This is a genomic window from Pseudomonas sp. microsymbiont 2 (assembly GCF_054788395.1).
This window is the reverse complement of record NZ_CM139112.1, coordinates 89,045-116,035: the sequence shown is the minus strand read 5'-3', so window position 1 is coordinate 116,035 and position 26,991 is coordinate 89,045. Positions and strand designations below refer to the sequence as shown.

The following is a 26,991-nucleotide window of genomic DNA, read 5'->3' as shown; positions in this document are numbered from 1 at the left end:
AGCAATGCAGCAACTCAATCCTTCCGAAATTAGTGAAATCATCAAGGGCCGCATCGAGAAACTCGATGTCAGCTCCCAAGCCCGTAACGAAGGTACCGTCGTAAGCGTTTCCGACGGTATCGTACGGATCCACGGTCTGGCCGACGTCATGTACGGCGAAATGATCGAGTTCCCGGGCAGCGTCTTCGGTATGGCACTGAACCTGGAGCAAGACTCCGTAGGTGCAGTTGTCCTGGGCGACTACACCTCGCTCGCCGAAGGCATGTCGGCCAAGTGCACCGGTCGCATCCTGGAAGTTCCGGTTGGTAAGGAACTGCTGGGTCGCGTCGTCGACGCACTGGGCAACCCGATCGACGGCAAAGGTCCGCTGAACAACACCGAGACCGACGCGGTCGAGAAAGTTGCTCCAGGCGTGATCTGGCGTAAGTCGGTAGACCAGCCTGTACAGACTGGCTACAAGTCGGTCGATGCCATGATCCCGGTTGGCCGTGGCCAGCGTGAGCTGATCATTGGTGACCGTCAGATCGGCAAGACCGCCATGGCGGTCGACGCGATCATCAACCAGAAAAACAGCGGCATCTTCTGCGTCTACGTGGCCGTCGGCCAGAAGCAGTCGACCATCGCCAACGTTGTTCGCAAGCTGGAAGAAGCCGGCGCCCTGGCCAACACCATCGTTGTTGCCGCCAGCGCCTCGGAATCCGCCGCGCTGCAGTTCCTGGCACCGTACGCCGGCTGCACCATGGGCGAGTTCTTCCGCGACCGTGGTGAAGACGCCCTGATCGTTTACGATGACCTGTCCAAGCAGGCCGTTGCCTACCGTCAGATCTCCCTGCTGCTGCGCCGTCCACCAGGACGTGAAGCGTACCCAGGCGACGTGTTCTATCTCCACTCCCGTCTGCTGGAGCGTGCATCGCGCGTTTCCGAAGAGTACGTCGAGAAGTTCACCAACGGTGCCGTAACTGGCAAGACTGGCTCGCTGACCGCCCTGCCGATCATCGAAACCCAGGCTGGCGACGTTTCCGCGTTCGTTCCGACCAACGTGATCTCGATCACCGACGGTCAGATCTTCCTGGAATCGGCCATGTTCAACGCAGGCATCCGTCCTGCCGTTAACGCCGGTGTGTCGGTATCCCGTGTTGGTGGTGCCGCCCAGACCAAGATCATCAAGAAGCTGTCCGGTGGTATCCGTACCGCTCTGGCTCAGTACCGTGAGCTGGCGGCATTCGCCCAGTTCGCTTCTGACCTGGACGAGGCTACCCGCAAGCAGCTGGAGCATGGTCAGCGCGTTACCGAGCTGATGAAGCAGAAGCAGTACGCGCCAATGTCGATCGCCGACATGGCCCTGTCGCTGTACGCCGCTGAGCGTGGTTTCCTGACCGACGTAGAAGTCGCCAAGGTCGGTAGCTTCGAGCAAGCGCTGATCGCCTACTTCAACCGTGATCACGCCGAACTGATGGCGAAGATCAACGTGAAGGGTGACTTCAACGACGAAATCGACGCTGGCATGAAAGCCGGTATCGAGAAGTTCAAGGCCACCCAGACCTGGTAAGCCGCAGCGGGGGCTCCGGCCCCCGCTTGCTAACCTGATAGGTGATACATGGCAGGCGCAAAAGAGATTCGCAGTAAGATTGCGAGCATCAAAAGCACGCAAAAAATTACCAGCGCCATGGAGAAAGTGGCGGTCAGCAAAATGCGCAAGGCACAAATGCGCATGGCTGCTAGCCGTCCTTACGCGGAGCGTATCCGCCAGGTGATCGGTCATCTGGCCAACGCCAACCCGGAATACCGCCACCCGTTCATGATCGAGCGCCCTGTAAAGCGCGCCGGTTATATCGTGGTGAGCAGTGACCGTGGTCTGTGCGGTGGCTTGAACACCAACCTGTTCAAGGCCCTGGTCAAGGACATGAACGAAAACCGCGAACAGGGCGTGGAAATCGACCTGTGCGTGATCGGCAGCAAGGGTGCGACTTTCTTCCGCATCTTTGGCGGCAACGTCGTAGCCGCGATCAGCCATCTGGGCGAAGAGCCATCGATCAACGATCTGATCGGCTCCGTCAAGGTGATGCTGGACGCCTACCTGGACGGCCGCATCGATCGCCTCTCGGTGGTTTCGAACAAGTTCATCAACACCATGACCCAAAAACCGACGGTAGAGCAGTTGGTACCGTTGGTGGCAACCCCGGATCAGGAACTCAAGCACCACTGGGACTACCTGTACGAACCCGACGCAAAAGAGCTGCTGGACGGCTTGATGGTGCGTTACGTGGAGTCGCAGGTGTACCAGGCGGTGGTCGAGAACAACGCTGCTGAACAAGCGGCCCGGATGATCGCCATGAAGAACGCCACAGACAACGCCGGTGATTTGATCAGCGAACTCCAGCTGATCTACAACAAGGCGCGTCAGGCTGCGATCACCCAGGAGATCTCGGAAATCGTCGGCGGCGCTGCCGCGGTTTAACGGTTCAAATATTCAGAGGATCCAGCTATGAGTAGCGGACGTATCGTTCAAATCATCGGCGCCGTCATCGACGTGGAATTCCCACGTGATGCCGTGCCGAGTGTTTACAACGCGCTGAAAGTACAAGGCGCGGAAACCACCCTGGAAGTTCAGCAGCAGCTGGGCGACGGCGTGGTTCGTACCATTGCGATGGGCTCGACCGAAGGTCTGAAGCGCGGTCTGGACGTCGTCGACACCGGCGCGGCCATCTCCGTTCCAGTTGGTAAGGCCACTCTGGGCCGTATCATGGACGTTCTGGGCAACCCAATCGACGAAGCCGGCCCGATCGGCGAAGAAGAGCGTCGTGGCATCCACCAGAAGGCACCTTCGTTCGCTGACCAGGCAGGCGGCAACGACCTGCTGGAAACCGGCATCAAGGTTATCGACCTGGTCTGCCCGTTCGCCAAGGGTGGTAAGGTTGGTCTGTTCGGTGGCGCCGGCGTCGGCAAGACCGTGAACATGATGGAACTGATCCGTAACATCGCCATCGAGCACAGCGGTTACTCCGTGTTCGCCGGTGTGGGTGAGCGTACTCGTGAGGGTAACGACTTCTACCACGAGATGAAGGACTCCAACGTTCTCGACAAGGTAGCGCTGGTCTACGGCCAGATGAACGAGCCACCAGGAAACCGTCTGCGCGTAGCGCTGACCGGCCTGACCATGGCTGAGAAGTTCCGTGACGAAGGTAACGACGTTCTGCTGTTCGTCGACAACATCTATCGTTACACCCTGGCCGGTACCGAAGTATCCGCACTGCTGGGCCGTATGCCTTCGGCAGTAGGTTACCAGCCGACCCTGGCTGAAGAGATGGGCGTTCTGCAAGAGCGCATCACTTCGACCAAGGAAGGTTCGATCACCTCGATCCAGGCCGTATACGTACCTGCGGACGACCTGACCGACCCGTCGCCAGCCACCACCTTCGCCCACCTCGACGCCACCGTCGTACTGTCCCGTGACATCGCCTCCCTGGGTATCTACCCAGCGGTCGACCCACTGGACTCGACTTCGCGTCAGCTGGACCCGAACGTGATCGGTACCGAGCACTACGAAACTGCCCGTCAGGTTCAGTATGTTCTGCAGCGCTACAAAGAGCTGAAGGACATCATCGCGATCCTGGGCATGGACGAACTGTCCGAAGCCGACAAGCAACTGGTTGCCCGTGCTCGTAAGATCCAGCGCTTCCTGTCGCAGCCGTTCTTCGTGGCCGAAGTCTTCACCGGCTCGCCAGGCAAGTACGTTTCGCTCAAGGACACCATCGCTGGCTTCAGCGGCATCCTCAAAGGTGACTACGACCACCTGCCAGAACAAGCGTTCTACATGGTCGGCAGCATCGACGAAGCGATCGAGAAAGCCAAGAAACTGTAATCCCGGCGCCCCGCAAGGGGCGCTAATCAGGTTGAGGCAAGCAGATGGCTATGACAGTCCATTGCGATATCGTCAGCGCGGAAGGAGAGATCTTCTCCGGCCTGGTCGAGATGGTAGTAGCGCACGGCAACCTGGGCGATCTGGGTATCGCTCCAGGCCACGCGCCGCTGATCACCAATCTCAAGCCTGGTCCGATCACGCTGACCAAGCAAGGTGGCGATCGTGAGGTGTTCTACATCTCCGGTGGTTTCCTCGAAGTGCAGCCGAACATGGTCAAGGTTCTTGCCGACACCGTGCAGCGCGCTGCCGACCTGGACGAAGCTCAGGCTCAGGAAGCCCTCAAGGCTGCTGAGAACGCACTGAACGCGAAAAGCTCGGACTTCGACTACGGCGCCGCCGCCGCACGTCTGGCCGAGGCTGCAGCTCAGCTGCGTACTGTCCAGCAATTGCGCAAAGGCAAGTAACCTGGCTTTGGCCGGTCACTGCCGTTGCAATTGAGTTAAAGGGTAGCCTCGGCTACCCTTTTTCTTTTTCTGAAATTCCCCTTTGGTCACGTCCCTGACCGCCCAGGATTGGTAGCCAGTCAATGTCCCTTGATATCGTCATTCTCGCCGCAGGCCAAGGCACCCGCATGCGCTCCGCGCTGCCGAAGGTACTGCACCCGGTCGCCGGCAATTCCATGCTCGGCCACGTTATCCACAGCGCGCGTCAGTTGCAGCCCACCGGTATTCACGTGGTTATCGGCCATGGTGCGGAGCTGGTACGTGAGCGCCTGGCCGCCGACGATCTCAATTTCGTCATGCAGGACAAGCAACTGGGCACAGGCCATGCCGTGGCACAGGCGCTGCCTGCCATCACCGCCGACACCGTACTGGTGTTGTACGGCGATGTGCCGCTGATCGAGGTGGAAACCCTGCAGCGTCTGCTGGCCAAGGTCAGCGAGCAGCAGCTTGGTCTGCTCACCGTGACCTTGCAGGACCCGACCGGCTACGGCCGCATCGTGCGTGACGCTGCGGGCAACGTGACCGCGATCGTCGAGCACAAGGATGCCAGCGAAGCGCAGAAGGCAATCAAGGAAGGCAACACCGGCATCCTCGCCATGCCTGCCGCACGCCTGGCCGACTGGATGGGCCGGTTGTCCAACAACAATGCCCAGGGCGAGTACTACCTCACCGACGTAATCGCCATGGCCGTGGCCGATGGCCTGGTGGTCGCCACCGAACAGCCCCACGACCCGATGGAAGTGCAGGGCGCCAACGACCGCCGTCAGCTGGCGGAGCTCGAGCGTCACTATCAGCTGCGCGAAGGTCGCCGCCTGATGGCCCAGGGCGTCACGCTGCGTGATCCGGCGCGTTTCGATGTGCGTGGCGAGGTGACGGTTGGCCGTGATGTGCTGATCGACATCAATGTCATTCTCGAAGGCAAGGTGGTGATCGAGGACGACGTGCAGATCGGCCCCAACTGCGTGATCAAGGACAGCACCCTGCGCAAGGGCGTGGTGGTCAAGGCCAACAGCCACCTTGAAGGCGCGGTGCTGGGCGAGGGCAGCGATGCCGGCCCGTTCGCCCGTCTGCGTCCAGGCAGCGTCCTGGAAGCCCGTGCCCATGTGGGTAACTTCGTCGAGCTGAAGAACGCACACCTGGGCGAAGGTGCCAAGGCCGGTCACCTGACCTACCTGGGCGATGCCGAAGTCGGTGCCCGCACCAATATCGGTGCCGGCACCATCACCTGCAACTACGACGGCGCCAACAAGTTCCGCACGGTGATGGGCGAGGACGTGTTCATCGGCTCCAACAACTCGCTGGTCGCGCCTGTGGAAATCCAGGCCGGGGCCACTACTGCGGCGGGCTCGACCATCACTCAGACGGTCGAAGCCGGGCAGTTGGGCGTGGCCCGTGCGCGCCAGCGCAACATCGAAGGCTGGAAGCGGCCGGAGAAGATCAAGAAGAGCTGAGTTATCCACAGCACTTTCGATCGAAAGCCGGCTTATGTGAATAAGCCGGCTTTTTATTGGGTGCCGTATCGCGGTCCCTGTAGGAGCGGCCTTGTGTCGCGATGGGCCGCAAAGCGGCCCCAGCTATTTCTGCCTTGGCGCTGAGATCCTGGGGCTGCTATGCAGCCCATCGCGACACAAGGCCGCTCCTACAGGGACCGCGTCAGGGCAGAGAAAAACTATCCACAGCGCAGCGGCAACTTGACGAATCCTCCATCTTAGGTTTTGATTGCAACACTTATCTTTCGAATCGAAACTTAAACCGACATGTCGAAACGAAACACCCCCCAGCGCCGCCACAATATCCTGGCCTTGCTCAACGAGCAGGGCGAGGTGAGCGTCGACGCCCTGGCCAAGCGTTTCGAGACTTCCGAAGTGACCATCCGCAAGGACCTCGCCGCCCTGGAGGCCAATGGCCTGCTGCTGCGTCGCTACGGCGGCGCGGTGACCATGCCCCAGGAACTGCTGGGCGACACAGTCCAGCCAGTATCCCTGTACAAGCAGGCCATTGCCCGGGCGGCGGTCGGACGCATCCGCGAGCATGCGCGCATCATCATCGACAGCGGCAGCACCACGGCGGCGATGATTCCCCAGCTCGGGCGCCAGCCAGGCCTGGTGGTGATGACCAACTCGCTCAACGTGGCCCGCGCCATCAGCGAGCAGGAGCACGAGCCCGTCCTGCTGATGACCGGCGGTACCTGGGACCCGCATTCGGAGTCGTTCCAGGGCCAGGTGGCCGAGCAGGTACTACGCTCTTACGACTTCGACCAGCTGTTCATCGGTGCCGACGGCATCGACCTGGAGCGTGGCACCACCACCTTCAACGAGCTGCTGGGGTTGAGCCGGGTCATGGCAGACGTGGCCCGCGAGGTGATCGTCATGGTCGAGTCGGACAAGGTCGGTCGCAAGATTCCCAATCTCGAGCTGCCCTGGAGCAGCGTGAACACCCTGATTACTGATGATCGCCTGTCCGCCGAGGCACGCGACCGGATTCAAGCCCGCGGCGTCACCCTGATCTGCGCCGCTATCAGCTAGGAGCAACATATATGTGTGGAATCGTTGGTGCCGTTGCCGAGCGCAATATCACAGCCATCCTCATCGAAGGTCTCAAGCGCCTGGAATACCGTGGTTACGACAGCGCCGGCCTTGCGGTCTTCACCCAGCAGGGCGAGCTGCAGCGCCGCCGTCGCATCGGCAAGGTCAGCGAGCTGGAGGCAGCGGTTGCCGCGGATCCTCTGGCTGGCCAGCTGGGCATCGCCCACACTCGCTGGGCAACCCACGGTGCGCCAACCGAGCACAACGCTCACCCGCATTTTTCCGGCCATGAAGTGGCGGTGGTGCATAACGGCATCATCGAGAACCACGAAGCCCTGCGCGAAGAACTGAAGGACCTGGGTTACGTGTTCGTGTCGCAGACCGACACCGAGGTGATCGTTCACCTGCTCCATCACCTGCTCAAGAGCATTCCCGACCTGACCGACGCCCTCAAGGCCGCGGTCAAGCGCCTGCACGGCGCCTATGGCCTGGCGGTGATCAGCGCCAGCCAGCCGGATCGTCTGGTGGCGGCCCGCAGCGGCAGCCCATTGGTGATTGGCCTGGGCCACGGCGAGAACTTCCTGGCGTCGGACCAACTGGCCCTGCGTCAGGTCACCGACCGTTTCATGTACCTCGAAGAAGGCGACATCGCCGAGATCCGCCGCGACCAGGTGCAGATCTGGGACCAGGCCGGCCATTCGGTCCAGCGTGAAACGGTGCAGTACCACGAAGGCGCCGAAGCCGCCGAGAAGGGCAACTATCGCCACTTCATGCTCAAGGAAATCCACGAGCAACCCAGCGTCGTGCAGCGTACCCTCGAAGGGCGCCTGGGCAAGGACCATGTGATGGTGCAGGCCTTCGGTCCACAGGCCGCCGAGCTGTTCGCCAAGGTGCGCAACGTGCAGATCGTCGCCTGTGGCACCAGCTACCATGCCGGCATGGTTGCCCGCTACTGGCTGGAAAGCCTGGCCGGTATCCCCTGCCAGGTGGAAGTGGCCAGCGAGTTCCGCTACCGCAAGGTGGTGGTGCAGCCGGACACGCTGTTCGTCTCGATTTCGCAGTCCGGCGAGACCGCCGACACCCTGGCGGCACTGCGCAACGCCAAGGAGCTGGGCTTCCTTGGCAGCCTGGCCATCTGCAACAAGGGCATCAGCTCGCTGGTGCGCGAATCCGACCTCACCCTGCTGACCCTGGCCGGTCCGGAAATCGGCGTTGCCTCGACCAAGGCGTTCACCACCCAGCTGGTGTCGCTGATGCTGCTGACCCTGGCCCTGGGCCAGGTGCGTGGCACGCTGGAAGCAGGCGTCGAAGCCGAGCTGGTCGACGAGCTGCGTCGCCTGCCGGCGCGCCTGAGCGAAGCACTGGCAATGGATGGCGTGGTCGAGAAGATCGCCGAACTGTTCGCCGACAAGCACCACACCCTGTTCCTCGGCCGCGGTGCCCAGTACCCGGTGGCAATGGAAGGCGCGCTCAAGCTCAAGGAGATCTCCTACATCCACGCCGAAGCCTACCCGGCCGGCGAGCTCAAGCACGGCCCGCTGGCGCTGGTGGACAGCGACATGCCGGTGGTCACCGTGGCGCCGAACAACGAGCTGCTGGAAAAGCTCAAGTCGAACCTGCAGGAAGTCCGCGCCCGTGGCGGCGAGCTGGTGGTGTTCGCCGACGAGCAGGCCGGCATGAGCAACGGCGAGGGCACCCATGTGATCAACGTGCCACACATCAACGATGCACTGGCGCCGATCCTCTACACCATTCCGCTGCAACTGCTGTCGTACTACGTCGCCGTGCTCAAGGGCACCGACGTCGACCAGCCGCGCAACCTGGCCAAGTCGGTGACGGTGGAGTAATCAGCGGCAGGGTTCGCTTCGAGTTATCTCGAAGATTAAAAACTGTCGCAGAGGGGGAGCCGCGCCTGGCTCCCTCTCTCAAGATGGCTTTCCAATCTCTTGCTTCATGCGTGCGGCGTAACTTGCACCTCAACTGGCACATGGGTCTGACATGGGATCACCTGAGACTTGTGAGCGATTCCCTGCGTTTCAATGCGCAGTGAGCGTCCAAGGCATGGCGCTCGATCTGACGGTCGGGCGCAGAAGGGGCGCAGGCCTGCCTTACGAAGCAGCCTGAAGGCCGAAGGACTCTGCAATACGACCGATAATGGTCGGAAGGTCGCCCGGGATCTTCAGTGATTTGGGGTCGATGTTCTCAGCTGCCAAAAGCCCAAGGAACTGCGCCATGTCTGCGGTAAGGCTTTCGGACAACTCAATCACTTCACCGGTCAGTAGGCCGGAAAGGCGCAGGACGTCGTTACGGTGCTTTCTGATGTCCCCGCTGTCGACCCCACTTTCTCCGTTTGCTTTGCGCTGAGACAGGTCGAGCCAGGCTTTGACCTTGAAGGGGATGAGCCGATCAGCGCTGATGTAGGTCAGCTCCTCGTTCTGCTGGCGACCCGCTAGAAGGAACTGGTAGTAGTCCTCATTCAGGAGGATGGCGCTCAAACTCGAAACCGATTCACCTGTGGGGATCGGGGTCAGCGTTGCGTTTTCCTCATGCTCCAGTCCTTCAGGCGCACGCGAAAAGAGTTCAATCATGGCCGGGTACGCTTCGTCTTTCGGGCCCTGGAACCGATAGAAGATGGGATCAGGACGCTCGCCGCCTCTCTGCCTGATCTCATACCCACCCGCGTTGATAAAGTCCCAGAAATGCGCGACGAACCCAGCATCCAAGGCTTCGATCACCAAGACGATGTCCAGGTCCTTGGTGGTCCTGAAACGTTCACCCGCTTCGTCCATTGCCAGTGCGCAGGCAACGCCACCGATCAGGACGTAGCGATCGCGGAAATCCCGGAAATGCTGGCCGAATACGTCCAGACCTTTCACGCTAACCATTTCACCTGTTCCTTGAGTTCATTCAATGCAATCTGAATGCGTTCGTCGGGGGCGTCGTCCAAGCTCAGAAACAGCGACGCTGCGTCTGCTATGTATGTGCTTTCGGTGAGCGACGGATACGCCCAGATCTCCACCCATTCCTCGATCGCGTCCACCGACTCAACGACCTCGAACGCTCGGTGCGCCAGCATGTCGTTGAACACTTTCTTGGTCATTCCCCACACTGCTTGCTCAGGCTCCGCCAGCATCGTGTATTTGGCCAGAGCAGTTTCTCCAGCGAGATATACACCGGGTGCCATAGGGATGGTGTTGCGCGTAATGCCAACCGTTTTTCTGACGGGTGACCGTAGGTATTGCCTGGCTTTTCGGAACACCTCAGCGGGTGATCCTTCGAATGCGTAGGTCTTCCAGGGAAGATCGCTTTTGGCTGGGGTAATCACCTCCAGCGATGTCAGTTGTTCCACGGCCTTCGAGAGCGTTACACGGCTGTAATTGAGATCGCCCAGCAGAGCGTTCGTGGTGAAATAGGCTTCGTCGGTTTTGCCGTCATACAGGCAGGAGAGAAGCATGGCCTGCGCTGCGGGGAGGAGGGCGGCAATCTCACTTTGCTCGCGCCGCTGGCGGAAGCTTTCGCGCAGGTCCAGCGCGATCTCCGGTATGAACATCTGAAAGCCGGGCTGGATAAAGTTGACCTGATGCGTGATCAGGCTTCGGCGGTCCGGAATCGACATGGATCTGCAGACGTAAGCGATCACTTGGTTGGTGGCTTTACGTACCAACTCGATGTGCTTCTGTAGCTTCACGATGCCTGGGTAATCGACCTCATCCCGGGCGACCAGCAGCATGATCTTGAGCGCGGAGTTCTTCCCCGTCGGGATGCTCAACTCATAAGTCTTGTAGCTGTCCTGGACAGTGTAGGGGACCCTGATTTGCATCGGCTCCAGGTGCGCGGTTACCCCAAGAACAGACTCGATGTAGGTCTTGGCTTCGTCTTGTAAATTTGGCATGTCCGAGCTTCGTGTAAACCAATTTTTTAAACTGTAAACCACGGTAGTTTACAGGTCAAAAAAGTGGTTTACAGTCTAGTCTTTACAAGCTCGAAAAGGATAAATGCCATCCAGAGTGCATACGGGGTGGTTAAAGCGGACCGTGCTAGCCTGCTGGGGGCAGGTTTTGCACGAATATTTGACGTGGTAGCAATATTTGCAACCGAAGGCTACCGTCTCGGCCTGAGGCCGAAGTAACCTGCCCAGGGCCGAGCGCCCCTCCGGCTCGATCGGGCCGCGAGCTTGTGGCCAAGCGATGCAGCGACACATTGGTCGTCCAGGAACGGACGATCCGACAACAAGAACAAGGAAGTCATCGACATGGATGTGAGATGTGATCAGCTCAAGGCGCTGATGGGCACCCTGTGCCTGGCGTTCGCCACCGGACTGCCGCTGTCGGCTGCGGCGGCCTATCAAGAGACTGGCCGCCCGGGCGACCCCGCCAGCTGGCGGTCGGCCGAATACCAGCAGGACTGGGGCCTGGAGCGCATGCAGGCGAGTCAGGCCTATGCCGCCGGGATCACCGGCGCCGGAGTCCGCATCGGCGCCCTGGACTCAGGGTTCGATGCCGCCCATCCTGAGGCCAGTCCCGAACGTTTTCACGCGGTTACCGCCACCGGCCAGTACCTGGACGGCACCCCGTTCAGCGTGTCCGGGGTGCTCAACGGCGCCAACGACAGCCATGGCACCCATGTCACCGGCACCATGGGCGCTGCCCGTGATGGCATCGGCATGCATGGCGTGGCCTTCAATGCCCAGGTCTACGTGGGCAACACCAACAAGAACGACAAATTCCTGTTCGGCACCGACCCCGATCCGCGGTATTTCAAGGCGGTCTACGGTGCCCTGGTGGATGCCGGGGCACGGGCCATCAACAACAGCTGGGGCAGCCAGCCCAAGGATGTCAGCTATCAGACCCTGGGCGACCTGCGCGCGGCCTACGCCCAGCACTTCCAGCAGGACACCTGGCTCGACGCCGCCGGCGATGTGGCGCGTCGTGGGGTGATCAACGTGTTCAGCGCCGGCAACAGCGGTTATGCCAATGCCAGCGTGCGTTCGGCGCTGCCGTACTTCCAGCCGGAGCTGGAAGGCCACTGGCTGGCGGTGTCGGGCCTGGACAAGAACAACCAGCAGAAATACAACCAGTGCGGCATCGCCAAGTACTGGTGCCTGGCGACCCCGGGCGCGGCGATCACCAGTACCGTGCCCGGTGGCGGCTACGCCACCTACAACGGCACCTCGATGGCCGCGCCCCATGCTACCGGGGCCTTGGCCCTGGTCATGGAGCGTTACCCCTATCTGAACAACCAGCAGGCCCTGCAAGTGCTGCTGACCACCTCGCGCCAGCTGGACGGCTCGCCAACCCAAGGGCCCAGCGACCGGGTGGGCTGGGGCGTCCCGGACCTGGGCCGGGCGTTGCACGGCCCAGGGCAGTTGCTGGGCGAATTCGACGTCAACCTGGGGCGCGGGCAGGGCGATACCTGGAGCAACGGCATCTCCGATCAGGCACTGGTGCAGCGGCAGGCCGAGGACGCCACTGAACGCCAGGCCTGGCAGCAGACCCTCAAGGAGCGCGGCTGGGAAAATGGCCTGGCGCCGGGCGCCAGCCAGCAGGATCGCAGCGACTATGCCCTGGGCATGGCCCGCGACACGGCCGCCGCGCAGCGGATCTACCAGGGCAGCCTGGTCAAGTCCGGGGCTGGCTGGCTGGCGCTCACCGGTGACAGCAGCTACCGCGGCCCGACCCGGATCGATGGCGGGTTGCTGGTGGTCAACGGTAGCTTGCAATCAGCGGTGACGGTCAACGCAGGCGGTAGCCTGGGCGGCAATGGCCGAATCGGCGCCCTGACTGCTAGCGCCGGGGGGGTGGTGGCTCCGGGTAACTCCATCGGCACCTTGAGTGTCGCCGGCGACCTGGACTTGCAGCCGGGCTCGACCTACCAGGTGGAGCTGTCGCCCACGGCCAGCGACCGGCTCGTCGTCGGCGGCCAGGCCAGTGTCGCTGGCGCCAATCTCAGCCTGGAGCCCCAGGCGCGACCGAACCTGTTGGCCGGTGGCCCGGTAGCCAGCCTGGTGGGGCGCCAGTTCGACATCCTGCAGGCCGCGGGTGGCGTCGACGGGCGCTTCGCCCAGGTCCAACCCGCCTACCTGTTCCTGGGGACCATGCTCGATTATTCGGCCAACGCCGTGCAACTGGACGTGACGCGCAGCGCCACGACGTTCGCCAGTGTCGGCGCCACACCCAACCAGCGTGCCAGCGGCGGTGCTGTGGAGCAGCTGGGGCCGGGCAATCCCGTGTATGAAAGCGTGCTGCTTTCGACCTCGGTGGACCAGGCCCGGGACGGCCTGCGGCAGCTGGCCGGGGAGATCTACCCGGCGCTGGACTCGATGCTGCTCAGCCAGGGCTCGGTCTTGCGCGATGCCTTCGGTGAGCGCGTGCAAGGTGGCGACGGGCCTGCAACGACTGCCCGCGAGCCAGGTTCGACCCAGCTCTGGCTCAAGGGCCTGGGTAGTTGGGGACGTATCGAGGGCGTGCAGGGCAGCGAGTCCTATACCACCTCCCTGGGCGGCATGCTGCTGGGCCTGGACCGTGACTTTGACGAGCAGACCCGGGCCGGCCTGGCCGCAGGCTACAGCGACAGTTCCCTGGGCATGGGGGGCAGTCACTCCCGGGCCACGGTCGACAGTTATCACCTGGGCGCCTATGCCCGCCACGACCTGGACCAGCTGCGCCTGAGCCTGGGCGCCAGCTACAGCTGGCACCGTGCCGAGGTCCGGCGCGACCTGGCCTATGGCGAGGTGTCCGGTCGCCAGCGCGCACGGATCGATGCCCGCAGCCAGCAGCTGTTCGCCGAGGCGGCCTATCGCCTGACGTTGCCGGCGGTGCAGTTGGAGCCCTTCTTCAACCTGACCTATCAGCACCTGGATCGTGACGGCTTCCACGAGAAAGGCGATGCCGCGGCGTTGCATGCCGGTGATGAGCAGCGTGACGCCTGGCTCAGCACCTTGGGCCTGCGTGGGCGCCAGCAATGGCAACTGGGCCCGCGGCAGGACCTGCAGCTGGCGGCAAGCCTGGGCTGGCAGCATCGCCTGAGCGGGACCCAGGATCGCGAACACCTGGCCTTCGCCGGCAGCGACCTGCCGTTCCGGGTGGAGACTGCACCGGCCTTGCGCGATGCCGCGCTGGTTGGGCTGCAGGCACGGATTGGGTTGACCCGCGACCTGGACCTGAGCCTGGACTACCAGGGGCGCCTGGCCAGTCGCGAGCAACAGCATGGCGCGGGGCTCAACCTGCAATGGCGGTTCTGAAGCGCCCTGGTGCGGGTTGGGCCAGGCGTTGCAACACGGAGTGTGACCAACGCGGTATTCAATCAAAACAAAACTAAGGAAGGTCGTAGTGAAGCAAGTCAGAAAGGATGACAGCGCACTCGCGCAGGGCTGGGCCCTGGCTCCGTTGGGGCGGGCATTGGTGGGTTGGGTGGCGCTGATGGGCACGGCCCAGGCCGCGCCCTACGTGGAAAGCGGCCGGTTGGGCGATGCCAGCAGCTGGCGCAGCAGCGAATTCAAGGCCGACTGGGGGCTGGGGGCGATCCACGCCGACAGCGCCTATGCCGCTGGCTACAGCGGCAAGGGGGTGAAGCTTGGGATCTTCGACCAGCCGGTCTACGCCCCGCACCCCGAGTTCGCCGGCAAGGACAAGATCGTGACCCTGGTCACCAGTGGCATTCGCCAGTACACCGATCCCTACATCCCGGTGAAGGCCGGCGATGCGTTCCGCTATGACGGCAGCCCGTCGTTGGGCTCGGATGGCAAGCTCGGCTCCCACGGCACCCATGTCGGCGGGATCGCCGCCGGCAACCGTGACGGCGAGTCGATGCACGGCGTGGCCTTCGATGCGCAGATCATCAGCGCCGACAACGGCGACCCCGGCCCCGAGGACGGCATCGTCCTGGGCAACGATGGCGCGGTGTACAAGGCCGGCTGGGACGACCTGGTGGCCAGCGGCGCGCGGATCATCAACAACAGCTGGGGCATCGGCATCACCGATCGCTTCGCCAAGGGCGGGCGCAATCCGGATTTCCCGCATTTCACCGTGGACGATGCCCGGGCACAGTTCGCGCAGATCCAGCCGCTGCTGGGCACCTTGCCCGGTGGAGCCTATGACGGCGCCCTCGCCGCCGCCCGCAGCGGGGTCATGACGATCTTCGCCGCCGGCAATGACTACAACCTGAACAACCCCGATGCGATCGCGGGCCTTGCCTATTTCGTCCCGGACATCGCCCCCAACTGGCTGACCGTGGCGGCGTTGCAGCAGAACCCCGATACCAGCAGTGCCAATCCCTATCTGATCAGCACGTTCTCGTCCCGTTGCGGCTATACCGCGAGCCTCTGCGTATCGGCCCCCGGTACCCGGATCTACAGCGCGGTGATCGGCGGCACCAGCCTTCAAGACCTGACCCTGGGCTACGCCAACAAGAACGGTACGTCCATGGCCGCGCCCCATGCCGCCGGTGCCGCGGCGGTGCTGATGGAGCGTTTTCCCTACATGAGCGGCGCTCAGATCGCCAGCGTGCTGCGCACCACCGCCACCGACATGGGCGCGCCCGGCATCGATGCCTTGTACGGCTGGGGCATGATCAACCTGGACAAGGGTATCCGCGGCCCGGGCATGCTGGTCACCGAGCAGGACATTCCCGAGGAGTTCCGCATTGCCGGTGGCTACGGCCCGAGCCAGTTCGTGGTCGATCTGCCGGGTATCGGCGCCCTGGTGGATGCCGGCAGGCCGACCCAGAGGCGCTGTAACGACCTGAGTTGCATGCTGGACCTGTGGAGCAACGATATCTCTGGCCATGGCGGCCTGACCAAGCAGGGCATCGGTACCTTGGTGCTCACCGGTAACAACACCTACTCCGGGCCAACCCTGGTCAACCAGGGACGGCTGGCGATCAATGGCTCGCTGCAATCGACGGTGACGGTCAATGACGGCGGTGTGCTGGGCGGCAATGGCCGGATCGGCGCGCTGGTGGTCAACACTGGCGGCGTGGTGGCCCCAGGCAACTCCATCGGCACCTTGCGCGTGGGTTCCGACGTGACCTTCCAGCCGGGCTCGACCTATGCCGTGGAGGTGGATGCCAGTGGCAGCGATCGCCTGGTCAGCGATGGCACGGTTTCCCTGGGCGGTGCGAACCTGGCGCTGGACCTGCAGAACCCCGGAGTTTCGCTACAGTCCCAGCAGGCAACGAGCCTGGAGGGGCGTCAATTCGACATCCTGGATGCCGCGGGCGGCGTGCAGGGTGGTTTCGCCACTGTGCAGTCCAACTTGCTGTTCCTCGGCGGCGGCGTGTCCTATGGCGGTAACGGGGTGCGGCTGGCAGTGCAGCGTAGTGCCTCCTTCGCCAGTGTCGGCTTGACCGCCAACCAGCGTTCGGTGGCCGCGGCCGCCGATCGGCTCGGCGCGGGCAACCCGGTCTACGAGAGCCTGCTGCTGTCGACCGATGCACACAGCGCCCAGCAGGCGTTCGATCAGCTGTCCGGGGAAATCCACCCGGCGGTGGGCAACCTGCTGCTCAACGACAGCCGCCAGTTGCGCGACGCCGTGGGCGAGCGTACCCGCCAGCAGGGCATCGCCGCCGCTCCGGCCGTGGACGGCCAGGGCAATGGCCTGTGGGTCAAGGCCCTGGGTGCCTGGGGCAAGGCCGACGGTGATTCCGGACATGCGCGCTATAGCAGTTCGATTGGCGGCATGCTGCTGGGCGTCGACGGGCAGGTGAGCGAGGACACCCGCGTCGGGATCTTCACCGGCTACAGCGACAGTTCGCTGAGCATGGGCGATGGTCGTCATTCCTCGGCCAGCGTCGATAGCTACCACCTGGGTGCCTATGCCGGCAAGGAGCTGGAGCAGATACGCCTGAGCCTGGGCGCCAGCCACAGCTGGCACCGCATCGAGACCAAGCGCGAGCTGCAGTACAACGAGGTCAGCGATCGCCAGAAGAGCAAGCGCGATGCCCAGAGCACCCAGGTGTTCGGCGAGGCCGCCTGGAAGGTCGCCCTGCCGAGCATGGCGCTGGAACCGTTCGCCAACCTGGCCTATGTGCATATCGCCAGCGACAGCTTCAAGGAACATGGCGGCGCTGCCGCGCTCAAGGGTGGGCGGGACAACCGCGACGCCTGGCTCTCGACCCTGGGCATGCGCGCCGGCAAGCAACTGCAATTGTCCGGCGGCCAGGCGGTGGAGCTTGCCGCCACCTTGGGCTGGCAGCACAACCTGAGTTCCACCGGGGCCGACCAGCACTTGGCCTTCGCTGGCCAGGGCGACAGCTACAAGGTCCAGGCGCTGTCCCTGGATCGTGATGCGGCGGTGGTCGGCGCACGGGTGGGGATTGCCCTGGGGCATCAGGCCAGGGTCAACCTCGACTACAACGGGTTGCTGGGTAGTCGCGACAAGAGCCACGGGGTCGGCCTGACCCTGGACTGGGCGTTCTGAGGCCATTTCGTACCAGCCCCGCGGACTTGGCAACGGGTTCGCGGGCGCACAAGATAGCCCGCTCAAAAGCCCGACATGGCTCACATAGCTTGTAAAACAATGCAACCCACGCCAGAGGTTGCAGTGGTTAACATTGAGTTCCCTCAGCCGCCATCATTTCTACATGGCAACTTCATCGGAGCCGCCCAGTTGGGCCTTCCTTGACGAGAAAGGCTCACACTGCACATCACCCTTCCCGGCAGAGCGCTCTACACGGCCTCTGACCAGTCGATTCATCACGCCAGCTTTCCTGTCGCCATCCCACTTCGTTGAGATGCTACGCCTACCTGCACGCGAGCATGCCCAAGCCGGCATGTCACGCATGACGGTGGATGTGGGTTCCTCGTCGCGTTTCGACTATTCGGGTTCGCCGTGGTCTGGGCTGCCCCGCGAGGGCGGCCACCGACGGCAGGGGCATGCACGGGGCTTGCGCCGATGGCGCATGCAGGAGAACCGCAATGGAGTTTTTACTACTGGCTTTTTTGATCGTCCTCAATGGTCTGTTCGCCATGTCGGAGATCGCCCTGGTTGCCGCCAGGAAGGCGCGGTTGATGAAGCTGGTGGCCGAAGGAGACTCGTCAGCCGCGGTGGCCTTGAAGCTTGGCGAGGATCCGACCAAGTTTCTCTCCACCGTGCAGATCGGTATCACCTCCATAGGTATCCTCAACGGGATCGTTGGTGAAGCGGTGCTGGCCGAGCCTTTGGCTCAATGGCTGAAAACCCTGGGCGTACCGAGTTCGATGGCCGGCATCGGGGCGACGGCCGTCGTGGTGATCGTGATCACCTATGTATCCATCGTGATCGGTGAGCTGGTGCCCAAGCGCATCGGGCAGATCAATCCCGAGGGCGTCGCATGCCTGGTCGCACGGCCGATGGTGAGCCTGGCCTTCCTGACCAGGCCGTTCGTGGCCGTGCTGTCGTGGTCGACCCAGACCATCCTGCGCATCATGGGCGTGCGTGCGGTCGACAACTCGGGCGTCACCGAGGAAGAAATTCAGGCAATGCTCGAAGAGGGTTCCGAAGCGGGTGTGATCGAACAGAATCGGCATCAGATGGTACGCAACGTGTTCCGCCTGGATGCCCGCCGACTCGGTTCGTTGATGATCCCACGCTCAGAGCTGATCTATGTCGACATTCGCAGGGCGACACAAGAGAACGTCCAGCTGATGCTCGAGTCCGAGCACAGCCGCTTTCCGGTCTGCGACGGTGGCCTGGACAACCTGCTCGGCCTGATTCATGTCAAGCAGGCCTTTGCCTGCCTGGCCAAGGGAGAACAGCCCAACTTCACCGAACACCTCCCTCCCTGTGTGTTCGTTCCTGAAACCCTTACCGGGATGGAGTTGCTGGAGCAGTTTCGTGTCAATGGCATGCACATGGCGTTCGTGATCGACGAGTACGGCGAACTGGAAGGCATAGTCACTCTGCAGGACTTGCTGGAAGCGGTAACCGGCGAATTCACCCCCGACAATGAAGACGATGCCTGGGCCGTCCAGAGGCACGATGGCTCCTGGCTGCTCGACGGTGCAATTCCGATTCCGGAGATGAAAGACCGCCTGGCATTCAGGGCAATGCCCGAGGAAAACAAGGGCCGTTATCACACCCTGTCCGGCATGGTGATGCTTCTGCTGGGGCATGTGCCGGCCACGGGGGATCGAGTGGAGTGGGACGGCTGGATGCTTGAAGTGGTCGACATGGACGGCAAGCGCATCGACAAGGTGCTCGCGACTCCAATCGAGGCTCACGAGGGCTCGCTGCACTGGAATGACATGAGCGGCCGCGATGAAGGGAATGAGCGCTGATACTGCTCAAGCTCGCTACGAAAACCGTGGAAGCCGCTGTCGCCGCGCCTGAGCGGCGAGGCTCGGAAGGGTTTGTGCCACTTGTCTGGTTAAGAAAATTCCTGCGCATTTTTAGGACATGGGTCAATAGAGCGGCATTGCGCTTGTCTTACTTTTCCGAGTCCCTGTATCACCAAGGACGAGAATGCCATGCAGACAATGGAACGTAGCCACGACATACAACCCTTGCAGCACCCTGATATCTCCCTCCAACTCAACGGTCAGCCAGTGCTCGCAGCCGCAGGCGAAACCGTGCTCAGCGTCCTCAACGCGGTGGGCCTGCGCCTGGTGGCGCGCAATGATCACGGCCAGGTCAGTGGTGCGTTCTGTGGCATGGGCGTATGCCACTGCTGCCTGGTACAGATCGATGGCCGCCCCAAGCGCAAGGCCTGTCAAACCGTGGTCAGGCCCGGTATGCGCATCGAGACCGAAGTGAACCGCGTGCAAGAGGAGACCCAGCCATGAGCCTTCGTCCCGTGATCGTCGGTGGCGGTTCGGCCGGCATGGGCGCGGCCATCGAGCTGGCCGAGCATGGCGTGGACTGCCTGCTGTTCGACGAGGCCTCGCGTCCCGGTGGCGTGGTCTACCGTGGCCCGCTGCGCGCCGGTGTCGACCTGGGCTACCTGGGGCCGCGCTACAGCAAGGCCCTGAACAAGCTGCACGAAGACTTCAGTGCCAGTGCCAGGCATATCGACCTGCGCCTCGGGCATCGTGTGGTGGGCGGTGACGAGCAGCGTCTGATGGTGCTCGATGGCGAGGAGAAACTGCACGAGATCGACTATTCCCACCTGTTGCTGGCCGCTGGCTGCCACGAGCGCAATGTGCCGTTTCCCGGCTGGACCTTGCCGGGCGTGATCCTGCTCGGTGGCTTGCAGTTGCAGATCAAGAGCGGCGTGGTCAAGCCACTGGGCAGCACCTTGATTGCCGGTACCGGTCCGTTGCTGCCGCTGGTCGCCTGCCAGCTGCACGCGGCCGGCGCCAAGGTGGCTGGCGTGTACGAGGCCTGTTCGTTCAACCGCATCGCCAAGCAAAGCCTGGCGTTGATGAACAAGCCGCAGCTGTTGCTCGATGGCCTGAGCATGCTCGCGTACATGAAGCTCAACGGCATCCCCATGCATTACGGCTGGGGCGTGGTAGGCGCCACGGGGGAGGGCGAACTGCAGGAGGTCCAGGTCGCCCCCTACACCCAGGACTGGAAGCCGGACATGACCCGCATCCAGCGCGAGCAGGTCCAGACCCTGGCGGTGGGCTATGGCTTCATTCCGCGTACCCAGCTCAGCCAGCAGCTGGGCTTGGATCATGGCGTCAGCGAGGATGGCTATCTGCGTGCCGAGTGCAACGTGTGGCAGCAGAGCAGCCAGCCGAACATTCATCTGGCCGGCGACATGGCGGGCATCCGCGGTGGCGAAGCGGCGATGCTCACCGGACGCATTGCCGCGGTTTCCATGCTGCAACAGATGGGCAAGCTCGATGCCGAGCAAGCTATCGAGCGCCGTGAGCAGTACCTGGGCAAGCTGGCGGCGATCAAGCGCTTCCGCTCCGGGGTGGAGCGCTACACCGCGCGCGGGGCGGCGCAGATCGAGCTGCCCCAGGCCAACACAGTGATCTGCCGCTGCGAGCACGTCACCCGCGAGCAGATCGACCTGGCCCTGGAGCAGGGCGTGGAGGACATGGCCAGCCTGAAGATGCGCACCCGGGTGAGCATGGGCGACTGCCAGGGGCGCATGTGCGTTGGCTACTGCAGCGACCGCCTGCGCGATGCCACCGGGCGCAAGGACGTGGGCTGGTTGCGTCCGCGTTTCCCGGTCGACCCGATCCCATTTTCCGCATTCGAGCAACTCGGCACGGAGGCCTGAACATGAACAAGCATTACGACATCATCATCGCCGGCGGCGGCGTCATCGGCGCGTCCTGTGCCTACCAACTGTCCAAGCGCGGTAACTTGAAGATCGCCCTGATCGATTGCAAGCGTCCGGGCAACGCCACCCGCGCCTCGGCCGGCGGCCTGTGGGCCATCGGCGAGTCGGTCGGGCTGGGCTGTGGGGTGATCTTCTTTCGCATGATGTCCTCGCGCGGCAAGCGCGAGGCCAATGGCGCGGCGGTGGTGGTCGATTCGAGCACGCCGCATATCCTGCCGGAGTGCTTCTTCGACTTCGCCCTGCAGTCCAACGCGATTTATCCACAGCTGCACCAGGAACTGATCGAACGTCACGGCATGGACTTCAAGTTCGAACGCACCGGACTCAAGTACATCATCCAGGATGAAGAAGACCAGCTGTACGCCGAGCATATCGTCAGGCAGATCCCGCACCTGGCCGATCAGGTACGCTGGCTCGATCGCGACGCGTTGCGCGCTTCGGAGCCCGCGGTGACGCTCAAGGCCAATGGCGCGCTGGAGTTTCTCTGCGACCACCAGGTCAGCCCGTTCCGCCTCGGCGATGCCTACATGGAGGCGGCGCGGCAGAACGGCGTCGACCTGTACCCGAACGTGAACATCACCGGTGTGCTGCATGAAGGTTCGCGCATCAAGGGTGTGCGCACCGCCGAGGCTGGCGAGTTTCACTGCGGCACTTTGATCAATGCCGCGGGCGCCTGGGCCGCCGAGCTGAGCGAATGGGCGACCGGGGAGAGCATTCCGGTCAAGCCGGTGAAAGGCCAGATCGTGTTGACTGAGCGCCTGCCCAAGCTGCTCGATGGCTGCATCACCACCAGCGACTGCTACATGGCGCAGAAGGACAACGGCGAGATCCTGATCGGCAGCACCACGGAAGAGAAAGGCTTCGATGTCAGCAATACCTTCCCAGAAATCAATGGCCTGGTGCAGGGCGCGATTCGTTGTGTGCCGCAGCTGGCGCAGGTGAACCTCAAGCGCACCTGGGCCGGCCTGCGCCCGGGGTCACCAGACGAGCTGCCGATTCTCGGGCCTGTGGATAATGTGCAGGGTTATTTCAATGCCTGTGGACATTTCCGCACCGGGATCCTGACGTCGGCGATTACCGGTGTGTTGCTGGACAAGGTTGTCCACAACGAGGCGTTGCCGTTGGATATCACACCATTCCTGGCGTCGCGCTTCCGTGGGGGTGTGGATAAACAACTGGCCCACGGCTAGGTCGAGCACTTGTGGGAGCTGCCGGCAGGCCTGCCGATGCCATCGCGGGACAAGTTCGCTTTCATGGCACTGCATATGACTTATTGATTTAGCAGGGGCTTGTGGTAGCAACTGTCTTGCTGAGATTTTTCAACTGGCGTGATCTCTGTAGGAGCGGCCTTGCCGAGGCGTCGGACCGGTCGGAAAGGGCTGCGAAGCAGCCCCGGGATTTCAGCGTTGTTGCAAAGATCGTCGGGGCCGCTTTGCGGCCCTTTCCGACCGGTCCGACGCCTCGGCAAGGCCGCTCCTACAGGTTGGCGTAGTACCTGCGCAAGCAGCTTAACGCAAGGCTTTGCATCAGATCTGCATCGCTTTCCCATCCACATTCATCGCCGCCTGGCGCAGGGCCTCGGAGCGGGTCGGGTGCGGGTGGCAGGTGAGGGCGATGTCCTCGGCCGAGGCCGAGAATTCCATGGCCACGCAGAATTCGCCGATCATCTCGCTCACGCTCGGGCCCACCAGGTGTACGCCCAGCACCTCGTCGGTGACGGCGTCGGCGATGACCTTGGCGAAGCCTTCGGTCTCATGGTTGATCTTGGCCCGGCTGTTGGCGGTGAAGGGGAACTTGCCAACCTTGTAGGCACGGCCTTCGGCCTTGAGCTGTTCTTCGGTCTTGCCAACACTGGCCAGTTCCGGTCGGGTGTAGATGACGCCGGGGATGAGGTTGTAATTGACCTCATGGGCCTTGCCCGCGATGCGCTCGATACACGATACCGCTTCGTCCTCGGCCTTGTGCGCCAGCATCGGGCCAGAGGTGACGTCGCCGATCACCCAGATGCCCGGGACCGCACTGCGGTGATGGTCGTTGGCGAGCATGCCGCGCTTGTCGGTTTCCAGCCCCACGCTTTCCAGGTTCAGGCCCTTGGTGTAAGGGCGGCGACCGATGGCCACCAGCACGTAGTCGGCCTGCAGGGTTTCGGCGTTGCCACCGGCGGCGGGCTCCAGGGTCAGGCTGACGCCGTCGGCGCTGGATGTGGCCTGGGTCACCTTGCTGCCGAGCTTGAAGGTCATGCCTTGCTTGGCCAGGGCCTTCTGCAAGGTCTTGGCGGTTTCCTCATCGGTGCCAGGGCAGATGCGATCAAGGTATTCGATCACCGTCACTTCGGCGCCCAGGCGGCGCCACACCGAACCCAGCTCCAGGCCGATCACCCCGGCGCCGATCACGATCAGGTGCTTGGGCACCTGGGGCAGCGACAGGGCGCCAGTGGAATCGATGATGCGCTGGTTGTCGATGGTCACGCCGGGCAGCGGCGTGGGCTCTGAGCCGGTGGCGATGACGATGTCCTTGGCCTGCAGGGTGGTTTCGCTGCCGTCCTCGGCCTTGACGATCACCTTGCCGACACCGTCCAGGCGCCCCCAACCCTTGATCCAGTCGACCTTGTTCTTGCGGAACAGGTACTCGATGCCCTTGGTCAGGCCGGTCACGCTTTCATCTTTCTGCTTCATCATCTGGGCCAGGTTCAAGGTCGGTTTGACCTCGATGCCCAGGTGGGCGAATTCTTCTCCACTGGCCGCCTCGTACAGTTCGGAAGCATGTAGCAATGCCTTGGAGGGCATGCAGCCTACATTGAGGCAGGTACCGCCGAGGGTCGCACGCCCTTCGACACAGGCCACGCTCAGGCCCAGCTGACCCGCGCGAATCGCCGCGTTGTAGCCGCCGGGGCCGCCGCCAATGATCACCACGTCATAGGATTTCATGGGTTTTACTCCGAGAGTGTGAGGAAGCGAGAGGGGCACAAGGTTAATCCCGGCGCGGAAAATTGTATACAATCCGTTGGCCGTAAGCTGATCAGATAGCTCTAGACTATGGTCGCGATTAACGGAAACTTCGCACGGATGAACTACCCTGATCCGGTGACGTCCGACAAGTTGAGACGTGACGTCCCGTATCTATGAAGGGGAGGGTCATGAATGCTTGCGCAACTTCCACCTGCGTTGCAGAGCCTGCACTTGCCTTTGCGCGTCAAGCTCTGGGACGGTAACCAGTTCGATCTGGGACCGAGTCCGCAGGTCACCATCCTGGTCAAGGAACCTCAGCTGATCACTCAGCTCACTCACCCGAACCTCGACGAATTGGGCGCGGCCTTCGTCGAAGGCAAGCTGGAGCTGGAGGGTGATATCGGCGAAGTCATCCGGGTCTGCGACGAGCTCAGCGAAGCGCTGCTCAAGGATGAAGAAGAGAGCGTGCCGGTACGTACCGCCCACGACAAGACGACCGACGCCGAAGCGATTTCCTATCACTACGACCTGTCCAACGAGTTCTACCAACTGTGGCTCGATCCGGACATGGCCTACTCCTGCGCCTACTTCAAGGAACCGGACAACACGCTGGCCCAGGCCCAGCAGGACAAGTTCGACCATCTGTGCCGCAAGCTGCGCCTGCAGGCCGGTGATTATCTGCTGGATGTCGGCTGCGGTTGGGGCGGGCTGGCGCGCTTCGCTGCTCGTGAGTACGGCGCGAAGGTGTTCGGTATCACCCTGAGCAAAGAGCAGCTGAAGCTGGGCAGGCAACGGGTCAAGGACGAGGGGCTGGCCGACAAGGTCGACCTGCAGATTCTCGACTATCGCGACCTGCCCCAGGACGGTCGTTTCGACAAGGTGGTGAGCGTCGGCATGTTCGAACACGTTGGCCATGCCAACCTGGAGCTGTATTGCCAGAGACTGTTCGCCGCGGTGCGCGAAGGCGGCCTGGTAATGAACCATGGCATCACCGCCAAGCATGTCGATGGCCGCCCGGTGGGGCGTGGCGCGGGCGATTTCATCGACCGCTATGTCTTCCCCCATGGCGAGCTGCCGCATATCTCGATGATCACCGCGCGGATCTGCGAAGCGGGCCTGGAGGTGGTGGATATCGAGAGCCTGCGCCTGCACTACGCCAAGACGCTCAACCACTGGAGCGAGAACCTGGAGAACCAGTTGCACCGCGCCGCCGCGCTGGTGCCGGAGAAGACCTTGCGTATCTGGCGCCTGTACCTGGCCGGTTGCGCCTACGCCTTCTCCAAGGGCTGGATCAACCTGCACCAGATTCTCGCGGCGAAGCCTTACGCCGATGGTCATCACGACCTGCCATGGACCCGTGAGGACCTCTATCGCTGACCTTCAGCCCGGCGTGCCTGCCCTGCCTGGGCACGCCGGCGCGTTCACAGGATAGGCGAGATCAAGCGCGCAATGCGCATCCCCAGTTGCTGCAGGCGATGGGTGTCGCGGCTGTCTTCCGCGGTGATCTCCCTGGCCTGGGCGAAATCATTTTCCAGCATCTGCTCGACCTGATCGGCGAAGGCGCGATCCACCGTGAGCAAGGTGATCTCGAAGTTCAGCCGGAACGATCGGTTGTCGAGATTGGCACTGCCGATGGCGCTGACCTCGTCGTCCACCAGCACCACCTTCTGATGCAGGAAACCAGGCTGGTAGCGGAACATGCGCACTCCCGCCCGAACCGCCTCGAAGGCGAACAGGCTGGAGGCGGCATAGACGATGCGATGGTCGGGTCGCGAAGGGATCAGGATGCGCACGTCGACACCGCGCAGTACCGCCAGGCGCAAGGCCGCGAAGATGGCTTCGTCGGGAATGAAGTAGGGGCTGGTGATCCACACCCGGCGGGTGGCCGAGTGGATCGCTTCGAGGAAGAACAGCGCACAGGTTTCCTGGGGATCGGCCGGGCCGCTGGCCAGGGCCTGACACAGCACACCGTCTTCGGGGTAGGCATCGGGCAGGATCAGCGGTGGCAGCTGGCGCGTGGCCCAGTACCAGTCCTCGGCGAAGGATTCCTGCAGGCAGGCCAGCACCGGGCCGCTGATCTGGACATGAGTATCGCGCCAGGGCGAGAGCCGGGGGTGAGCACCCAGGTATTCGTCGCCTACGTTGTGGCCTCCGAGAAAGCCTTGCACGCCATCGACCACCACGATCTTGCGGTGGTTGCGGAAGTTGACCTGGAAGCGGTTGAACCAGCCACGTCGTGTGGCGAAGGCTTCGATCTGCACGCCACCGTCACGCAGCACCTGGCTGTAGCTGGCAGGCAGGGCATGGCTGCCGACCCGGTCGTAGAGCACGAAAATACGTACCCCTTCGGCGGCCTTGTGCAGCAGCAGTTGTTGCAGCTCTTTGCCCAGGGCGTCGTCGTGAATGATGAAGAACTGCACCAGCACGGTATCCCGTGCCGCGCGGATGGCCGCGAAGATCGCTTCGAACGTGGCTTCGCCGTCGATCAGCAGCTTCACCTCGTTGTTGGCCAGGCATGGCATGCGCCCCAGCTTGGGCATGGCGCGCAGGGCGGCATAGCTGTCCGACTCCCGCGCCGTGAGCGCCTCCTCGACCCAGGGGCGCCAGTTCAGGTTGGCCATGGCCACGTGCATCTCCTGGTTGGCCTGGCGCCTGGCCTGGATGTAGGCATAGAAGGAGCGGGCGCCGAACACCAGGTATGGGATGAGGGTGAGGTAAGGAATGAACAACAGCGACATCGCCCAGGCAATCGCGCCTTGGGCGGTACGCACGGTGAACACCGCATGCAGGGCGGCGATGAAACCGAGCAAATGAATGACGCCGAGCAAGTAACCGAAGAAGTAGGGGCTGTGGTAATCCATACGCATCCTGCTTGCCAATAGCACTGCCGCTAACAGACCACGTTCAAGGGGTCGCCTGCAACCTGCAGGCGATTTTGCCGT

The 26,991-nt window shown here is 62.7% G+C and carries 18 protein-coding genes; 14 read left to right on the top strand and 4 right to left on the bottom strand.

Annotation, left to right across the window (positions count from 1 at the left end):
* Positions 1–4 precede the first annotated feature (4 nt).
* The 7 genes from atpA to glmS all read left to right on the top strand — a co-directional run bounded on the left by atpA (position 5) and on the right by glmS (position 8,737).
* A complete protein-coding gene (gene atpA, locus ACYUME_RS00520) occupies positions 5–1,549 on the top strand; it encodes a F0F1 ATP synthase subunit alpha (protein WP_011536503.1) in 1,545 nt (514 codons plus the stop codon).
* 48 nt (positions 1,550–1,597) lie between these two features.
* Positions 1,598–2,458: a F0F1 ATP synthase subunit gamma gene (gene atpG / locus ACYUME_RS00515; RefSeq protein WP_248918073.1), complete on the top strand. Its 861-nt coding sequence runs from the start codon at positions 1,598–1,600 to the stop codon at positions 2,456–2,458.
* A 27-nt stretch (positions 2,459–2,485) separates the two neighbouring features.
* Positions 2,486–3,862: a F0F1 ATP synthase subunit beta gene (gene atpD, locus ACYUME_RS00510; protein WP_279882418.1), complete on the top strand. Its 1,377-nt coding sequence runs from the start codon at positions 2,486–2,488 to the stop codon at positions 3,860–3,862.
* A 44-nt stretch (positions 3,863–3,906) separates the two neighbouring features.
* A complete protein-coding gene (locus ACYUME_RS00505; protein ID WP_011536500.1) occupies positions 3,907–4,326 on the top strand; it encodes a F0F1 ATP synthase subunit epsilon in 420 nt (139 codons plus the stop codon).
* 122 nt (positions 4,327–4,448) lie between these two features.
* A complete protein-coding gene (glmU, locus tag ACYUME_RS00500) occupies positions 4,449–5,816 on the top strand; it encodes a bifunctional UDP-N-acetylglucosamine diphosphorylase/glucosamine-1-phosphate N-acetyltransferase GlmU (RefSeq protein WP_460417704.1) in 1,368 nt (455 codons plus the stop codon).
* A gap of 306 nt (positions 5,817–6,122) precedes the next feature.
* Positions 6,123–6,890: a DeoR/GlpR family DNA-binding transcription regulator gene (locus ACYUME_RS00495; RefSeq protein WP_460417702.1), complete on the top strand. Its 768-nt coding sequence runs from the start codon at positions 6,123–6,125 to the stop codon at positions 6,888–6,890.
* Positions 6,891–6,901: 11 nt separating this feature from the next.
* Positions 6,902–8,737 (top strand): glutamine--fructose-6-phosphate transaminase (isomerizing), encoded by a 1,836-nt coding sequence (glmS, locus tag ACYUME_RS00490; RefSeq protein WP_279882411.1) that lies wholly within the window; start codon positions 6,902–6,904, stop codon positions 8,735–8,737.
* A gap of 261 nt (positions 8,738–8,998) precedes the next feature.
* Here glmS and ACYUME_RS00485 read toward each other — a convergent pair whose 3' ends face one another.
* Positions 8,999–9,775 carry a hypothetical protein gene (locus ACYUME_RS00485; RefSeq protein WP_460417700.1) on the bottom strand — a complete coding sequence of 259 codons (777 nt, stop codon included), beginning with the start codon at positions 9,773–9,775 and terminating at the stop codon, positions 8,999–9,001.
* Complete coding sequence (locus ACYUME_RS00480) at positions 9,763–10,782, bottom strand: hypothetical protein (protein WP_460417698.1); 1,020 nt, start codon at positions 10,780–10,782, stop codon at positions 9,763–9,765. Before ACYUME_RS00480 ends, ACYUME_RS00485 begins: the two co-directional genes overlap by 13 nt.
* A gap of 360 nt (positions 10,783–11,142) precedes the next feature.
* On the opposite strand from ACYUME_RS00480, the gene eprS reads away from it, so the two are divergent.
* From eprS to hcnC, 6 genes are all read left to right on the top strand, one after another.
* Complete coding sequence (gene eprS, locus ACYUME_RS00475; RefSeq protein WP_460417696.1) at positions 11,143–14,130, top strand: autotransporter serine peptidase EprS; 2,988 nt, start codon at positions 11,143–11,145, stop codon at positions 14,128–14,130.
* A 178-nt stretch (positions 14,131–14,308) separates the two neighbouring features.
* Complete coding sequence (locus ACYUME_RS00470; RefSeq protein ID WP_460419459.1) at positions 14,309–17,305, top strand: autotransporter outer membrane beta-barrel domain-containing protein; 2,997 nt, start codon at positions 14,309–14,311, stop codon at positions 17,303–17,305.
* A 497-nt stretch (positions 17,306–17,802) separates the two neighbouring features.
* Positions 17,803–19,143: a hemolysin family protein gene (locus ACYUME_RS00465; protein ID WP_460417694.1), complete on the top strand. Its 1,341-nt coding sequence runs from the start codon at positions 17,803–17,805 to the stop codon at positions 19,141–19,143.
* Positions 19,144–19,332: 189 nt separating this feature from the next.
* A complete protein-coding gene (hcnA, locus tag ACYUME_RS00460; RefSeq protein WP_279882402.1) occupies positions 19,333–19,647 on the top strand; it encodes a cyanide-forming glycine dehydrogenase subunit HcnA in 315 nt (104 codons plus the stop codon).
* Positions 19,644–21,038: a cyanide-forming glycine dehydrogenase subunit HcnB gene (gene hcnB, locus ACYUME_RS00455; protein WP_460417692.1), complete on the top strand. Its 1,395-nt coding sequence runs from the start codon at positions 19,644–19,646 to the stop codon at positions 21,036–21,038. Before hcnA ends, hcnB begins: the two co-directional genes overlap by 4 nt.
* A gap of 2 nt (positions 21,039–21,040) precedes the next feature.
* The gene (hcnC, locus tag ACYUME_RS00450) at positions 21,041–22,291 is read left to right on the top strand and encodes a cyanide-forming glycine dehydrogenase subunit HcnC (protein WP_279882398.1); all 1,251 of its coding nucleotides are present in this window, start codon (positions 21,041–21,043) and stop codon (positions 22,289–22,291) included.
* 336 nt (positions 22,292–22,627) lie between these two features.
* Here hcnC and lpdA read toward each other — a convergent pair whose 3' ends face one another.
* Positions 22,628–24,028: a dihydrolipoyl dehydrogenase gene (gene lpdA / locus ACYUME_RS00445; protein WP_460417690.1), complete on the bottom strand. Its 1,401-nt coding sequence runs from the start codon at positions 24,026–24,028 to the stop codon at positions 22,628–22,630.
* A gap of 213 nt (positions 24,029–24,241) precedes the next feature.
* On the opposite strand from lpdA, the gene cfaB reads away from it, so the two are divergent.
* Entirely contained in the window at positions 24,242–25,426 is a 1,185-nt protein-coding gene (cfaB, locus tag ACYUME_RS00440; protein ID WP_460417688.1) for a C17 cyclopropane fatty acid synthase CfaB, read from the top strand.
* Between the two features lie 44 nt (positions 25,427–25,470).
* Here cfaB and cls read toward each other — a convergent pair whose 3' ends face one another.
* Positions 25,471–26,910: a cardiolipin synthase gene (gene cls, locus ACYUME_RS00435; RefSeq protein ID WP_279884489.1), complete on the bottom strand. Its 1,440-nt coding sequence runs from the start codon at positions 26,908–26,910 to the stop codon at positions 25,471–25,473.
* Positions 26,911–26,991 lie beyond the last annotated feature (81 nt).

Coding starts and splice junctions, on each gene's coding strand:
- atpA (WP_011536503.1), top strand. CDS start 5: ATGCAGCAACTCAATCCTTCCGAAATTAGTGAAATCATCAAGGGCCGC.
- atpG (WP_248918073.1), top strand. CDS start 1,598: ATGGCAGGCGCAAAAGAGATTCGCAGTAAGATTGCGAGCATCAAAAGC.
- atpD (WP_279882418.1), top strand. CDS start 2,486: ATGAGTAGCGGACGTATCGTTCAAATCATCGGCGCCGTCATCGACGTG.
- ACYUME_RS00505 (WP_011536500.1), top strand. CDS start 3,907: ATGGCTATGACAGTCCATTGCGATATCGTCAGCGCGGAAGGAGAGATC.
- glmU (WP_460417704.1), top strand. CDS start 4,449: ATGTCCCTTGATATCGTCATTCTCGCCGCAGGCCAAGGCACCCGCATG.
- ACYUME_RS00495 (WP_460417702.1), top strand. CDS start 6,123: ATGTCGAAACGAAACACCCCCCAGCGCCGCCACAATATCCTGGCCTTG.
- glmS (WP_279882411.1), top strand. CDS start 6,902: ATGTGTGGAATCGTTGGTGCCGTTGCCGAGCGCAATATCACAGCCATC.
- ACYUME_RS00485 (WP_460417700.1), bottom strand. CDS start 9,775: ATGGTTAGCGTGAAAGGTCTGGACGTATTCGGCCAGCATTTCCGGGAT.
- ACYUME_RS00480 (WP_460417698.1), bottom strand. CDS start 10,782: ATGCCAAATTTACAAGACGAAGCCAAGACCTACATCGAGTCTGTTCTT.
- eprS (WP_460417696.1), top strand. CDS start 11,143: ATGGATGTGAGATGTGATCAGCTCAAGGCGCTGATGGGCACCCTGTGC.
- ACYUME_RS00470 (WP_460419459.1), top strand. CDS start 14,309: ATGGGCACGGCCCAGGCCGCGCCCTACGTGGAAAGCGGCCGGTTGGGC.
- ACYUME_RS00465 (WP_460417694.1), top strand. CDS start 17,803: ATGGAGTTTTTACTACTGGCTTTTTTGATCGTCCTCAATGGTCTGTTC.
- hcnA (WP_279882402.1), top strand. CDS start 19,333: ATGCAGACAATGGAACGTAGCCACGACATACAACCCTTGCAGCACCCT.
- hcnB (WP_460417692.1), top strand. CDS start 19,644: ATGAGCCTTCGTCCCGTGATCGTCGGTGGCGGTTCGGCCGGCATGGGC.
- hcnC (WP_279882398.1), top strand. CDS start 21,041: ATGAACAAGCATTACGACATCATCATCGCCGGCGGCGGCGTCATCGGC.
- lpdA (WP_460417690.1), bottom strand. CDS start 24,028: ATGAAATCCTATGACGTGGTGATCATTGGCGGCGGCCCCGGCGGCTAC.
- cfaB (WP_460417688.1), top strand. CDS start 24,242: ATGCTTGCGCAACTTCCACCTGCGTTGCAGAGCCTGCACTTGCCTTTG.
- cls (WP_279884489.1), bottom strand. CDS start 26,910: ATGGATTACCACAGCCCCTACTTCTTCGGTTACTTGCTCGGCGTCATT.